Here is a 13,301-nt window from a genome sequence, read left to right as displayed (position 1 = left end):
TGGCTCACAAATCCGTCGTATCCAGCGTGAACGCCGCAGCGGCGCGGCCGATACGGTCGTTGACTGCGTGCCACGCATCCGTTGCAGGCGGGGCTTGCACGATGATGCGCGCATAACCCTGCTTATCCAGATCACGCAACAAACCGTAGAGCGCTTGCGCATACCGCGCCGGGTCCGCAGGCACGGATTGCCATTGCAGGCGGGCATCCATCGCGGCGGGCTGGTCTCCGTAAGCGACCACCACCACGGCGCCTTCAGGCAGGTTGCGGCCTTGCACCACATCCTGCAAACGCGCATCGGACGCCAATTCCAGCGGTGTGCGCGGCGCGTAATGGGCCTTCAAAGTGCCAGAGGCGCGCGGCGCGGCGGCATCAGGGGCGAACACCTGCACACCCAACACCGCTTCAATCTGCGCGGCGCTGATATGCCCCGGACGCAATAGCACCGGACCTGCGCCCCGATCCAGGCGAGACAGATCCAGAATGGTGGATTCAATCCCCACTTCCGACGGCCCGCCTTCCAGCACGGGCATGCCGGCGGCGACTTCTTCCGGGAACTCGCTCTTCACATGCTCTGCGCTGGTCGGCGATACCTGGCCAAACTTGTTGGCCGAAGGCGCGGCCACGCCACCTTGCCCGTTCGGTTTACCGGCGGCAAACGCAGCCAGCAATGCCTGCGCCACGGGATGCGAGGGGCAACGGATGCCGATGCTGTCCTGCCCGCCACTGACCGTATCGACGATGTGCGGCGCGCGTTTCAGGATCAAGGTCAACGGGCCCGGCCAAAATGCGTCAATCAACAAACGCGCCTCGGGCGGCACCTCGGCCGCCCAATACGACACATCGCCTTGCGGAGCGATATGCACAATGACGGGATGATTCGACGGCCGGCCTTTGGCTGCGTAGATCTTCGCCACGGCTTGCGGGTTTTCCGCGTCCGCACCGAGACCGTATACGGTCTCGGTGGGAAACGCGGCCAGTTCGCCATCCAGCAGGCGCTGGGTGGCGATAGCGATTTCCGCAGCGCTGGCGGACTCAGGCAAAGGCAAGGCTGTCATCGGATCGTCGTGGTTTACTCAGGCGCCTGCATGCCCAGCACGGCGGCCACGCGGGTCGCGTCTTCACGAGCCTGCTCCAACGTGGAAGCCACGACGGTGATGTGACCCATCTTGCGGCCGCGGCGCGCCTCTTGCTTGCCATACAGATGCAGCTTGGCGCTCGGCACGGCCAGCGCGGCAGCCCAATCGGGTTCCCGTTGCGTGGTGGCCGTTGCCGACGCATACCAGATGTCGCCCAGAATATTCAGCATGATGGCGGGGGCCAGCAGGCTGGAGCTGCCCAGGGGCAAGCCAGCCATGGCGCGCGCCTGTTGCTCGAACTGGCTCGTAATGCAGGCGTCCATCGTGTAGTGGCCGCTATTGTGCGGACGCGGCGCGATCTCGTTGACGATCAAGCTGCCGTCCTTCAGCACGAAGAACTCCACGCAGAGCACGCCGTGATAGCCCAAGCCCTGCGCAATGGTTTGCGCGGCCTGGGTGGCTTGCGCCTGGCGCTCGGCGTGCGCTGCGTCCTGTTGCACAGGAGCCGCCGTGGACACCGCCAGAATGCCGTCAACGTGCACATTGCGCGCAACCGGAAACACCACGCTTGCGCCGTCAAAACCGCGAGCAAGCACGACCGAGATTTCGTAATCCAGCGGCATCAGGGCTTCCAGCACGCAAGCCACGCCGCCGAAATCGGCGAAAGCGGCGAGTGCTTCGTCGCGGGTATTGATGCGGGCCTGACCCTTGCCGTCATAACCCAGACGGGCCACTTTCAGAATGCCGGGGAACAAGGCCTCGGGCGCGGCGCGCAGATCCGCAGCATTGCGAATGGCAGCGTGCGGGGCAACCGGAATGCACTGCGACGCGATGAACGTCTTTTCAGCGATGCGGTCTTGCACAATGGCCACGGCGTCTCCTGCCGGGCTCACGCGGCAGCGCGTAGCCAGCGTGCGCAGGCTATCGGCAGGCACATTTTCAAATTCAGTGGTGACGGCCTGACAGGTCTGGGCCAGGCGGGCAAGGCCGGCCTCGTCGTCATAGGCAGCCTGGATATGCAGGTCGGCAACCATGCCGGCCGGGCATTCATCAGCCGGGTCCAGCACGGCTACCTTGTAGCCCAGGCTTTGCGCAGCGTGGCAGAACATGCGGCCCAGTTGGCCACCGCCCAACATACCCAGCCAGCCGCCGGGAGCAATCATGAAAGGTTTCGATTGAGTCATTCTGATCAGGCCTCGGGCGGAACCTTCATGTCGCGCGCGGCTTGCGTCTGACGCGCGCGGAAAGCCACCAGCTTCTTGTGCAAACCGGCATCGGTGCCCGCCAGCGTGGCGATCACATGCAGCGCGGCATTGGCCGCGCCCGCTTCGCCGATGGCGAAGGTAGCCACCGGCACGCCCTTGGGCATTTGCACGATGGACAGCAGCGAGTCTTCGCCGCGCAGGTATTTGGACGGCACGGGCACGCCAAAGACCGGCACTTCGGTCAGCGCAGCCATCATGCCCGGCAGGTGAGCGGCGCCACCGGCGCCAGCAATGATGCCCCGCAGGCCGCGGTCATGCGCCGCCGCGCCGTATTCGGCCATATCCTGCGGCATGCGGTGGGCGGAAATCACGCGGGTTTCATAGGCCACGCCGAAATCCTCCAGCATGGTGACCGCGTGCTTCATGACCTCCCAATCGCTGGAAGAACCCATAATCACGCCCACCACGGGGGTGGTCACTGCCGCTGCGGAAGTCTTGGCTGTCATAACCGGTGTCAAAGAGTTAAGACCACGGCACAGGGCCGCAGAATGTCAAAGGACCGCGGAACGCGCCCGCGAAACCCGGTATTTTACCCGGCGCGCGCGATCACCTGCCGCGCGGCCTAAGATCCCAGCAACAGATAGCTGTCGGGGTTGTCCGGGCAAGGCCCGAAACCGCATTCCAGCGTGGTGCTGGCGGTGTTGGCCAGGGCCATGATGAAAAATAGGGCCATGACCAGCACGCCCAGCACCGACACGGGTTTTTTCAGCATGCTGTCGCCCCATTTTCGGTCGGCGGTCTGCATCAGAATGCTGAAGACGATGATGGCGAAAAAGGCAATGAATGCCCAGGTGTAGAAGTGCAGCCCCATGAATGGCGTGCCATAACCGGGGTCGCCAGGCGCGATATGCAAAAGCATCTGGCGGCCTGCGGCGATCATGCCGCCGAGCGAGGCCGCAATGCTCATGGCGTAGTGCATGGGCGATGGCCCCACGCGCATATTCAGCAAAAACCCCACGCCCGCCAGAATGAGCGCGACGCGTTGCAACAGGCAAAGCGGGCAAGGCAGTTCGTCATAGACAAACTGCCAGACAAAGGCGATCGCCAGAATGGCAGTCACGCCCAACAGCGCCAAGCCGTTCAACACGCGCGAGCCGCGCGCCGGGTTGCGGGAAAAGATCATCGCCCCGCCTTTACAGAGACAGCGCCAGCGGACTGGTCATGTGATATTGGCACCAGGCGGCGAAGATCAGCAAAGTCAGCAGCCAGAACGTCACGCACGGACGGCGCTTTCCCTGCAAACCAAACCACACTGCGACCGTACCGGTCAGAAAGGGCAACATCATGATCATGCAAAGACTCCTGCCGACGGGCGTCCTTTAGACAGCCAAAGAGTATAGCGTAACAATAAGAAATAATTTGCTATCGAAAGCCCTTATGCCGGCAGGTTTCCCGGCTACCCGCCAAACGAAAAAAACCCGCTCAACGAGCGGGTTTTGGGCGGTGTCTGAATCAGTCTGGTAATCAGGCGATCAGGCGATCCAGCGCTTCACGGTACTTGGCGGCCGTCTTTTCCAGCACATCCTGGGGCAGGCGCGGCGCGGGCGGCGTCTTGTCCCAGGTTTGGGTTTCCAGCCAGTCGCGCACGAATTGCTTGTCGAAGGACGGCGGGCTGATACCCACGCGATAGCCGTCAGCCGGCCAGAAGCGCGACGAATCGGGGGTCAGCACTTCGTCCATCAAGTGCAGCGTGCCGTTGTCGTCCAAGCCGAATTCGAACTTGGTGTCGGCAATGATGATGCCCTTGGTGGCGGCAAACTTGGCGGCTTCGGCGTACAGCTTGAGCGTCACGTCGCGAATGCGTTCGGCCATTTCCTGGCCGACTTCCTTGACCACGTGCGCAAAGTCGACGTTTTCGTCGTGCATGCCGAATTCGGCCTTGGCAGCAGGCGTGAAGATGGGCTCGGGCAGCTGGCTGGCTTGTTGCAGGCCGGCAGGCAGCTTGATGCCGCAGATGGCGCCGGTGGACTGGTAGTCTTTCCAGCCGGAACCGATCAGGTAACCGCGGGCAACCGCTTCCACCAGAATCGGCTTCAAACGCTTGACCACGACGGCACGGCCGCGCACTTGATCCACTTCGTCGGGCGCCACCACGTCTTCGGGCTTCACGCCCGTTGAGTGGTTCGGCAGGATGTGGGCCAGCTTCTGCAACCAGAACTCGGTCAGCTCAGTCAGCACCTGTCCCTTACCGGGAATGGGATCGTCAAGAATCACGTCGAAAGCGGAGATACGATCCGACGCGACGATCAGCAACTTGTCGTCGCCCACCGCGTACATATCGCGCACCTTACCGCGGCCCAGCAGCGGCAAGGACTTGATGCTGGATTGATGCAAAGCAGAAGTCACGGGAATGGCCTATGGCAAAAATGAAGATTCCCGCCACGGGCAAACGCCAGGGCGGGAAGTAGAACGAAATCGGGAACTGCGCTCGGGGCGGCGCAATAACGCGGACCCGGCAAAGCGCATAGATTACTGCAAATGGACGGGTTTTGCCGCGCCCCCGGGTATACCTGTCTGCCCGCCCCTCGACGGCGCCGCGCACCCGGGTTAGGCTCATGCCTCGAATCACTATGCGCGCCGACCGCCGCTGGCGTCACGGCGCTGACCTTTCGCCCGGAGACAGAGTCGTATGCAGGATGCTTCCCTCAAACGTACCGCCCATGCCGACGCACAGGTACACCTCACCGGGGGCTGTCAATGCGGCGCCGTCCGGTATGCCGTCACCGACGAACCCATCACTGCCGCCACCTGTCATTGCCGGGACTGCCAGTATTCAAGCGGCGGCGCCCCGGCACATGCACTGATCTTTCGCGCGGGTTCCGTCACCATGCTGCGCGGCCATGCCAAGGAACACCGCTACAAGGGCGATTCCGGCCACACGGTCATGCGCAGTTTCTGTGCGGACTGCGGCACCCCTTTATTCGGCAGCTCTGAAGGCATGGGCTACGAAGTGGTGCGCGCGGGGTCACTGGACGACCCGGAAGCCTTCCACGCCCAGGCCAGCTTGTGGACGGCTTCCGCACCGTCCTGGCATCACGTAAACCGCGCCCTGCCCCACTTCCCGCAGAACGCGCCCGCTTAGTAATCCGGGCGTCATGCGCAAAAAAGGGCTGCCCCTGTTGAAGGAGCAGCCCTTTTTCCTGCGCCCGCCGCGCTTACGGCGGTGGCGGGCCGTGGCTTTATTGCACCACTTGCGACAGCTTGCCCGACGCGTATTGCGCGGCGATTTCGGTCAGCGGCAGCGCCTTGATCTTGCTGGCGTTACCGGCGGTGCCGAATTCGTTGTAACGAGCCACACAGATTGCCTTGGCAGCGGCACGGGCCGGCTTCAGGTATTCACGCGGGTCGAACTTTTCCGGGTTTTCAGCGAAGAAGCGGCGAATTGCGCCGGTCATGGCCAGACGGATATCGGTATCGATATTGATCTTGCGCACGCCGTACTTGATGGCTTCCTGGATTTCCTCGACCGGCACGCCGTAGGTTTCCTTCATGTTGCCGCCGAATTCACGGATTTCGGCCAGCAGTTCCTGCGGCACGCTGGAGCTGCCATGCATCACCAGGTGGGTGTTGGGCAGGCGGGCGTGGATTTCCTTGATACGGGAGATCGACAGGATGTCGCCGGTAGGCTTGCGCGTGAACTTGTAAGCGCCGTGGCTGGTGCCGATGGCAATGGCCAGGGCGTCCAGCTGCGTACGGCGCACGAAGTCGGCGGCTTGCTCCGGGTCGGTCAGCAACTGATCCATGGTCAGCTTGCCGTCGGCGCCGTGGCCGTCTTCCTTGTCGCCTTCCATGGTTTCCAGGGAACCCAGGCAGCCGAGTTCGCCTTCAACCGTCACACCCAGCTTGTGGGCGATGTCCACGACCTTTTTGGTCACTTCAACGTTGTAGTCGTAGTCGGCGATGGTCTTGCCGTCTTCTTTCAGCGAACCGTCCATCATGACGCTGGAGAATCCCAGGTCGATGGCGCCTTGGCAGACCTTGGGCGATTGGCCATGGTCTTGGTGCATCACGACGGGGATGTGGGGATACGATTCCACCGCAGCCTGAATCAGGTACTTCAGGAAACCTTCGCCCGCGTACTTACGCGCGCCGGCCGAGGCTTGCATGATCACCGGGCTGTCGGTCTCCGCAGCGGCTTCCATGATGGCCTGGACTTGTTCCAGGTTATTGACGTTGAAAGCGGGAATGCCGTAGCCATGCTCGGCGGCATGGTCGAGCAACTGGCGCATGGAGACTAGGGCCATGAGTGGTCCTCCTTAAGTACTTGTCTATTGAAAGATGATTGAAGTCCTGCTGAATGGGGTGATTTTACGGGGGAATCGCTGAAAGGTCTTGCAACCGGCCGTATCCCGTCCCTACAGACGACAGCGAAGGGCCTGGATCGGCCGTGTCCTCCCCCTGATGGCGGAGGGCGGCAAGGCTGTAGCGCCCCGCCGCCGTGCGGATCAGCGCCGCCTAGATGGCCCGCGGCACCGCGATGCGCCCGGCCCAGGGCTGGGCCGTTTCAAGCTGGGCCGACAGCGCCAGCACGATGTCTTCACGGCCATAGCGGCCGGCTATCTGCACGCCCACGGGCAGACCAGCGTCGGTCCAAACCAGCGGCAGGCTGGCAGCCGGCTGCCCCGACGCATTGAATGCGGCAGAGAACGTGCCGTAGGTGGACACCTTGCGCCGGAAATCCAAAAACGAGCCTTGCGCCGTGGACAACTCGCCCAGTTTCAAAGGCAGCTGGGTCAAGGACGGCGACAGGATGGCGTCGTAGCCTTCCATATAGGTATCCAGAATGCGGCCGATAGCATGGAAACGGTTCACGCTTCCGATGTACTGGGCGGCAGGCAGCGTCTTGCCGTACTCGTAGCCTTGCCGCAAAACAGGTTCCAGATCATCGTCGCGCAAGCTCTGGCGCGTAAGACCCAAGCGGGTATCCACCGACAGCACGATGTTGCCGGCCAGCACATTGGCGTGGGCCAGGACGAAAGCCTCGTATTCGATGTCCGGCGGCGCGCCGTCCACGACGTCATGCCCCAATTCGCGGCACAGCGCCGCCGCGCGTTCCACCGCAGCCACGCATTCGGGTGCCACGGCGATGCCATTCCACGCGCTGCGCCACATCACAATGCGCAGACGGCGGGGCGCCTCGCTCAGTAACTTCAGGTAGGAATCTGGGGCCTGCGGTGCGGCATAGGGCGCGCCCGGCTCGTAGCCCGCCACGGCATCCAACGCCGCCGCCGTATCCCGCACCGAGCGCGACAACACGCCATCGGTTGCCAGGCCGCCCCAGCCTTCGCCGCGAAACGGGCCCATTGGGATACGCCCGCGAGAGACCTTCAACCCATAGACCCCGCAACTGGCCGCGGGGATGCGGATCGACCCGCCGCCGTCGCTGCCATGGGCCAGCGGCACAATGCCGGCAGCCACGGCTGCGGCTGCACCGCCACTGGACCCGCCCGACGAACGGGTCAGATCCCAGGGGTTACGGGTGGGACCGCCATTGCGCGCTGCCTCAGTCGTGGGCGCCATGCAGAACTCAGGCACGGTCGTGCGGGCAAAGGGGATCAGGCCAGCGGCCTCAAACCGTTCAGTCAGCGTGGCGTTGCGGGTATAGCTCGTGTCATTCAGCAGGCGCGAACCCAGACTGGACGGAAAGCGCTTGTGCGCCAGCCCGGAATCCTTGAGCAGAAAGGGAATGGCGCCGAACGGCCCCTTGGGCTGCCAGTCCCGCGCGACATCCATGGACTCGTCAAAGCGTTCATAGCACAGCGCATTGAGCGCTGGGGCGCGTTCTTGCGCCAGCTTGATGGCGCAGGCCATCAGATTTTCAGCGCTGACTTCGCGCCGGGCCAGCAAGTCGGCCAGCGCCAGCCCGTCCAGCAACTGATACTCGGTGTCACGCATACTGCTTGCTCCAATTTGAGGGGTCGGACGGCGTCTCAAGATCGGGCTTGTTCCAGGACTTGCCCGGCACCGAATCAATCAAGCGACGCGTGTATTCATGTTGAGGGTGGTAGAAAATCGTGGCGGCGCGATCCAGCTCGACCAACTGCCCCTGCTGCATCACCGCAATGCGGTCGCAGATTTGCGCGGCAACGCGCAAGTCATGGGTGATGAACAGCACCGATAAGTCGAATTGCCCGCTGACGGTTTTAAGCAAATCGAGCACCTGGGCCTGGATGGAAACGTCCAGCGCCGACACGGCTTCGTCGGCTACCAGCAGCCGGGGTTTAAGCGCCAGGGCGCGAGCGATGCCCACACGCTGCCGTTGCCCGCCCGAGAACTGGTGCGGATAACGGTCGCCAGCGTCGCCGCCCAGGCCCACAAGGTCCAGCAGTTCGCGCGCTTCACGCAACGCGGTTTGACGGCTTACGCCAAAGGCAATCGGGCCTTGCGCCACGGCCTCTACCACGCGATGACGCGGATTCAGCGAGGCGTACGGATCTTGGAAAACCATCTGAATCTGACGGCGGTAGGGGCGGAAGTCCCGGGGTTTCAATCCCACCAGTTCCTGGCCTTCCATGCGGACGCTGCCACTATCGGGCGAGATCAGTCCGATCAGCGTACGACCCAGGGTCGATTTTCCCGATCCTGATTCGCCGACCAGTCCCAGCGTTTCCCCCTGGCGGATTTCCAGCGAAATATCGCGCAGCGCATCCACACGCCGGCCGCCCGTAGCGAAGGTCTTGCACAACGCTTTCACCACCATCAGCGGCGGTGCGGCCGCGGCCTCGTCCTTGCCTTCGGGTTTGTGCGGCACCGCAGCGATCAGTTGGCGGGTGTAGGGATGTTGCGGACGATTCAGAATGTCGTCGGCCACACCCGCTTCGACGACCTCGCCTTTGCGCATCACGACGATGCGGTCAGCGATGTCGGCCACCACGCCGAAGTCATGGGTGATGAAGATGACGCCGATACCCATACGCTGTTGGATATCTTTGATCAGCCCCAGAATCTGCGCCTGCGTGGTGACGTCCAGCGCGGTCGTGGGTTCGTCGGCAATCAAGACGTCGGGTTCCAGCGCCAGCGCCATCGCAATCACGACACGTTGACGTTGCCCGCCCGACAGCTGGAACGGAAAGGCGTCGTACATGGCCTGCGGGTCGGGCAGCAACACCTGGCCAAACAAGTCCAGCACACGTTGCTTGCGGGCGGCGGCGCTCAGGTTGGTGTGCCGCTCCAGCACTTCATCGACTTGCCTGCCGACTCGCATGATGGGGTTCAGCGCCGTCATGGGTTCTTGAAACACCATGCCAAAGCATCTGCCGCGCAAGCCATACCAATCGGTGGCCGACAAGCCGACCAGATCACGCCCGCTGTACAGAATCTGGCCTTGCGTGACGCTCAGTTGATCGGCCGGCAGCAGGCCCATGATGGCGTGCGCGGTCACGGATTTTCCCGAACCCGATTCGCCCACCACACACAGGATCTCGTTGCGGTTCACGGTGTAGGACACGCCCTGCACCACCGTCGGCCCGCCATGGGCCGCAGTGACGCTAAGGTCACGAATTTCTAGCAGCGCAGTCATTACGTTGTCCTCCTGCGGGCCAGCTTGGGATTCAAGGCATCGTTCAGCGCCTCGCCGATCAGATTCAGCGATAGCACCGTCACCAGAATGGCCACGCCGGGAAACACGCTCATCCACCAAGCATCGCGCAGCACGCTGCGAGATGCGCCAATGATGTAGCCCCATGTCATGGCATTAGGGTCGCCAAGGCCCAGAAAGCTAAGGGCGGATTCAAGAAGGATCGAGCTTGCGATCATCAGAGAACCCGACACAATCACCGGCGACAAACTGTTTGGCAGAATCTGCGTCAGGATGATGCGCAGATTGGATTGCCCCGACAGCATCGCCGCCTGCACGAATTCCCGGTTCTTCAGGCTCATGAATTCCGCCCGCACCAGGCGCGCCAACGGCGGCCAGGACACCACGGCAATCGCAAAGATCACAGTGCCCATATTGGGCGTCAGAATCGCCACCAGCACTACCGCCAGAAAGAAGCTGGGTATGGTCTGGAAGAGTTCAATGAAACCGACGATGGCCTGATCGACGCGTCCGCCATAGAACCCGGCCAGAGCGCCCACGGTGATGCCCACCAGGATAGAGACGGCGGTGGACACCGCGGCCAGCACCAACGTGACCCGCGAGCCGTAGGCGATGCCGGTGGCGATATCGCGCCCCAAAGTATCTGTGCCGAGCAAGGCGCCATCCGACAGTGGCGGCATGAAGGGCCCGTTGATGATGTCCCACGGGCTATCGGGAAAGATCCAGCTGGCGGTAATGGCCATCAGCGTCACCAGACCCAGCACGATCAGCCCCATGATGCCGCCCTTGTTGCGGCAGAACGATTGCATGAACGCTTTCATTTGAGTTCGATCCTGGGATCTGCCACCGTGTACAGAATGTCGGTGACTAGGTTGACCACGACCACGATCAATGAGGCCATGAAGAACACACCAAGCAGCACGCTGTAGTCGCGCTGGATCAGCGCGTCGAACGCCAGCCGGCCAATGCCGGGCCAGGCAAAGACCGTTTCCACCAGCAGGGAACCACCGATCAGCCCGCCCGCCTGAATTCCCGCATAGGTAATGACGGGCAAGAGCGCGTTGCGCAGCACATGACGCACGATTACCGTGCGCTCGGACAGGCCCTTGGCGCGCGCCGTCTTCACAAAATCCAGCTGGCTGATTTCAAGAATCGACGCGCGTGTGAGCCGCGCGTAGACCGCCATATAGAACATGCCCAGGGTCAGGGCCGGCAACAGCAGGTGCTTGGCCACATCAGCCACGCGAGCCAGGCCAGTCAGGTTGGCGCCCACGCTTTCATAACCGAAGGCGGGCAGCCATTCCAGATTGACCGAAAACAGCAGCACCAGCATCAGCCCCACCCAGAACAAGGGAGTGGCGTAAGCCAGCATGGACAAGGTGGTGATGACGGTGTCTCCCCACTTGCCCACCCGCAACGCGGCTTGCGTGCCCAGGCTTACGCCCGCCAGCAGCGCAAACGCGAAGGCTGTCAGGGTGAGCAGCAAGGTGGCCGGCAAGTGTTGCAGGATCAGGCTGGAGACCGAGGCCTGCTGGCGGTAGGAATACCCCAGGTCGAACGTGGCCACGTTCTTCAGGTATTGCCCCAGTTGCACCACCAACGGCTTGTCCAACCCAAATTCCTGACGCAGCTTGGCGATGTATTCGGCATCCACCGCGCCAGACTGCCCGGCCAGGATTTCAGCCGGGTCGCCCGGCGCGGCGCGCACCAGGAAGAAGTTGAAGAGCGCGATCATCAGCAGAACCAGGACGCTCTTGACCACCCGGTTTCCAAGAAAGGTGGCAATCTTCTTCATTCTTTGGACAACCAGGCGTCGCTCTGCGTATCCACCACGCCCAGCGCAGTGGTCACAGCGTTATGCACGCGCTTGTTCAACAGCGTGGAGTAGTTGGTGTCAGCCAGCCACAGCACCGGAACGTCGTCCACCAGAATGCGTTGCGCTTCGCTGTACAGCTTCTGGCGTTCTTCGTCGGTGCCTGCGGTGGCGGCGGCATTGAACAGTTCATCGACCTTGGGGTTGTTGTACTGCGAGGTATTGCTGAACATCAGCCCCTTCTTGATGTTGCTGCCCAGATAGGTCCGCGACACGCCAATGGCCGGATCACCATACTGGAATACGCCATTGGCGCCCATGTCGAAATCCCAGTTGCCGATACGGCTGGTCCAGCCGCCCACATCCGTGTTTTCAAGCGTGACGGCCACACCGATCTTTGCCAGGTTCTGCTTGATGTATTCGGAGATGCGGCGCGGCATTTCGCCGTAAGGCAACGGAATCAGGCCGACGGTGGCGCGCACGCCCTTGGCGTCCGGCTTCAGGCCCATCTCGTCCAGCAGCGCAATGGCCTGTTTGGGATCGTAGGGATACTTCTTGACGTTGGGGTCGTAGAAACGCGTGTTGTGATGAATGGGGCCGGTGGCCACCGTGCCCGAACCAAACATGATTTTTTCGGCAATGAACTCGCGGTTGATGCCGTACATCAGGGCTTGGCGGAAACGCTTGTCGGCGAAGGGCTGGCGGCCGCCGTTCAGCTCAATCCATTGCATCGTGGACCAATACTCGTACCCCTTCTGCGTACGCGTAATGTGAGGCAACTTGGCCACACGCGTCACATCGACGGGCTCGATATCCAGCATCCAGGCCTGCAACACCGAGCCCTGCTCCAGCGCCATGCGGCGCGAGGCGGAATCGGGAATCACGCGATAGGTAATGCCGTCCAGGTAGGGCCGGCCTTCTTTCCAGTAGTGCTCGTTCTTGACCAGTTCAATGTACGAACCGCGTTCCCAGCGCTTGAACTTGAACGGGCCGGTTCCAATCGGCGCGTTGTTGTTTGGGTTCTGTCCGATGGGCGTATCTACGTCGTACAGATGTTTGGGCAGAATGGCGCCGCCGCCAATATCGAATGCGTAGAGGAATGCCGAATACGGCTGCTTCAATTTAAAGACGACGGTGCCCGCGTCCGGCGCGGAAACCTGCTCAACGTTGGACATCAACGTGCGCGTGCGCGGCGTATTGGCCAGGATCTTGGTGTAGGTAAACACCACATCGTCAGCTGAAAACGGCTTGCCGTCATGCCACTGAACCTTGGGCTGCAAATGAAAGGTGTAGGTCAGGCGGTCTGCGGACACATCCCACGATTTCGCCAGCCCCGGCTGCGGCTTCAGGTCGAAGGAATAAGTCAGCAGGCTTTCAAAGATTTTTCCGCCAACCAGTTGAGTGCTTGCCACCTGCTGGACGGCAACGTTCAAGGTGGGCGGTTCGGGGTTGACGATGGCGGTCAGCACGCCGCCGTACTGCGGTGCGGGTTCCGGGGAGGCAGCGTGCGACACAGGGGCGGCGGCGGCAAACAAGCTGGCGGCAGCCAGCGCGCAGCGCGCCAGCACGCGCGGGGCGTAGTGGGATGTCATGGCGGGAATTCCGTAG

13 protein-coding genes are annotated in these 13,301 nt (G+C 62.3%); 1 reads left to right on the top strand and 12 read right to left on the bottom strand.

Features of this window, described 5'->3' with window-relative positions; genetic code table 11:
* Positions 1-4: 4 nt before the first annotated feature.
* The 6 genes from RAS12_RS29080 to RAS12_RS29055 form a co-directional block, all read right to left on the bottom strand.
* Positions 5-1,057, bottom strand: coding sequence for an L-threonylcarbamoyladenylate synthase (locus tag RAS12_RS29080; protein WP_306943899.1), 1,053 nt, complete (start codon positions 1,055-1,057; stop codon positions 5-7).
* 14 nt (positions 1,058-1,071) lie between these two features.
* Positions 1,072-2,262, bottom strand: a complete 1,191-nt coding sequence (locus tag RAS12_RS29075) for a 5-(carboxyamino)imidazole ribonucleotide synthase (protein WP_306943898.1) — start codon at positions 2,260-2,262, stop codon at positions 1,072-1,074.
* Between the two features lie 5 nt (positions 2,263-2,267).
* The gene (gene purE / locus RAS12_RS29070; RefSeq protein WP_306943896.1) at positions 2,268-2,789 is read right to left on the bottom strand and encodes a 5-(carboxyamino)imidazole ribonucleotide mutase; all 522 of its coding nucleotides are present in this window, start codon (positions 2,787-2,789) and stop codon (positions 2,268-2,270) included.
* Positions 2,790-2,905: 116 nt separating this feature from the next.
* Positions 2,906-3,466, bottom strand: a complete 561-nt coding sequence (locus tag RAS12_RS29065; protein ID WP_306943894.1) for a disulfide bond formation protein B — start codon at positions 3,464-3,466, stop codon at positions 2,906-2,908.
* A gap of 10 nt (positions 3,467-3,476) precedes the next feature.
* Positions 3,477-3,635: a DUF5993 family protein gene (locus tag RAS12_RS29060; protein WP_306943893.1), complete on the bottom strand. Its 159-nt coding sequence runs from the start codon at positions 3,633-3,635 to the stop codon at positions 3,477-3,479.
* Positions 3,636-3,807: 172 nt separating this feature from the next.
* On the bottom strand, positions 3,808-4,689 hold the full coding sequence (locus RAS12_RS29055) for a phosphoribosylaminoimidazolesuccinocarboxamide synthase (protein WP_306943892.1): 882 nt from the start codon (positions 4,687-4,689) through the stop codon (positions 3,808-3,810).
* A gap of 283 nt (positions 4,690-4,972) precedes the next feature.
* Here RAS12_RS29055 and RAS12_RS29050 point away from each other — a divergent pair, with 283 nt between their 5' ends.
* Positions 4,973-5,425, top strand: a complete 453-nt coding sequence (locus tag RAS12_RS29050; protein WP_306943890.1) for a GFA family protein — start codon at positions 4,973-4,975, stop codon at positions 5,423-5,425.
* A 97-nt stretch (positions 5,426-5,522) separates the two neighbouring features.
* Here RAS12_RS29050 and fba read toward each other — a convergent pair whose 3' ends face one another.
* The 6 genes from fba to RAS12_RS29020 form a co-directional block, all read right to left on the bottom strand.
* Complete coding sequence (gene fba, locus RAS12_RS29045; protein WP_306943889.1) at positions 5,523-6,587, bottom strand: class II fructose-bisphosphate aldolase; 1,065 nt, start codon at positions 6,585-6,587, stop codon at positions 5,523-5,525.
* Positions 6,588-6,798: 211 nt separating this feature from the next.
* Entirely contained in the window at positions 6,799-8,238 is a 1,440-nt protein-coding gene (locus RAS12_RS29040; RefSeq protein ID WP_306943887.1) for an amidase, read from the bottom strand.
* Complete coding sequence (locus tag RAS12_RS29035) at positions 8,231-9,862, bottom strand: ABC transporter ATP-binding protein (protein ID WP_306943885.1); 1,632 nt, start codon at positions 9,860-9,862, stop codon at positions 8,231-8,233. The genes RAS12_RS29040 and RAS12_RS29035 overlap by 8 nt, the downstream gene beginning before the upstream one ends.
* The gene (locus tag RAS12_RS29030) at positions 9,862-10,701 is read right to left on the bottom strand and encodes an ABC transporter permease (RefSeq protein ID WP_306943883.1); all 840 of its coding nucleotides are present in this window, start codon (positions 10,699-10,701) and stop codon (positions 9,862-9,864) included. Before RAS12_RS29030 ends, RAS12_RS29035 begins: the two co-directional genes overlap by 1 nt.
* Positions 10,698-11,675: an ABC transporter permease gene (locus RAS12_RS29025; protein WP_306943881.1), complete on the bottom strand. Its 978-nt coding sequence runs from the start codon at positions 11,673-11,675 to the stop codon at positions 10,698-10,700. Before RAS12_RS29025 ends, RAS12_RS29030 begins: the two co-directional genes overlap by 4 nt.
* The gene (locus RAS12_RS29020) at positions 11,672-13,285 is read right to left on the bottom strand and encodes an ABC transporter substrate-binding protein (protein ID WP_306943880.1); all 1,614 of its coding nucleotides are present in this window, start codon (positions 13,283-13,285) and stop codon (positions 11,672-11,674) included. The genes RAS12_RS29025 and RAS12_RS29020 overlap by 4 nt, the downstream gene beginning before the upstream one ends.
* Positions 13,286-13,301 lie beyond the last annotated feature (16 nt).

Origin of the sequence: Achromobacter seleniivolatilans (assembly GCF_030864005.1) — a bacterium.
Lineage (GTDB): Bacteria > Pseudomonadota > Gammaproteobacteria > Burkholderiales > Burkholderiaceae_B > Achromobacter > Achromobacter seleniivolatilans.
The sequence above is the reverse complement of the archived record's forward strand: the minus strand, read 5'-3'. Positions and strand labels throughout refer to the sequence as shown.

Excerpts from the sequence above, each read along its gene's own strand:
- RAS12_RS29080 (WP_306943899.1), bottom strand. The coding sequence starts at position 1,057 with ATGACAGCCTTGCCTTTGCCTGAGTCCGCCAGCGCTGCGGAAATCGCT.
- RAS12_RS29075 (WP_306943898.1), bottom strand. The coding sequence starts at position 2,262 with ATGACTCAATCGAAACCTTTCATGATTGCTCCCGGCGGCTGGCTGGGT.
- purE (WP_306943896.1), bottom strand. The coding sequence starts at position 2,789 with ATGACAGCCAAGACTTCCGCAGCGGCAGTGACCACCCCCGTGGTGGGC.
- RAS12_RS29065 (WP_306943894.1), bottom strand. The coding sequence starts at position 3,466 with ATGATCTTTTCCCGCAACCCGGCGCGCGGCTCGCGCGTGTTGAACGGC.
- RAS12_RS29060 (WP_306943893.1), bottom strand. The coding sequence starts at position 3,635 with ATGATCATGATGTTGCCCTTTCTGACCGGTACGGTCGCAGTGTGGTTT.
- RAS12_RS29050 (WP_306943890.1), top strand. The coding sequence starts at position 4,973 with ATGCAGGATGCTTCCCTCAAACGTACCGCCCATGCCGACGCACAGGTA.
- fba (WP_306943889.1), bottom strand. The coding sequence starts at position 6,587 with ATGGCCCTAGTCTCCATGCGCCAGTTGCTCGACCATGCCGCCGAGCAT.
- RAS12_RS29040 (WP_306943887.1), bottom strand. The coding sequence starts at position 8,238 with ATGCGTGACACCGAGTATCAGTTGCTGGACGGGCTGGCGCTGGCCGAC.
- RAS12_RS29035 (WP_306943885.1), bottom strand. The coding sequence starts at position 9,862 with ATGACTGCGCTGCTAGAAATTCGTGACCTTAGCGTCACTGCGGCCCAT.
- RAS12_RS29030 (WP_306943883.1), bottom strand. The coding sequence starts at position 10,701 with ATGAAAGCGTTCATGCAATCGTTCTGCCGCAACAAGGGCGGCATCATG.
- RAS12_RS29025 (WP_306943881.1), bottom strand. The coding sequence starts at position 11,675 with ATGAAGAAGATTGCCACCTTTCTTGGAAACCGGGTGGTCAAGAGCGTC.
- RAS12_RS29020 (WP_306943880.1), bottom strand. The coding sequence starts at position 13,285 with ATGACATCCCACTACGCCCCGCGCGTGCTGGCGCGCTGCGCGCTGGCT.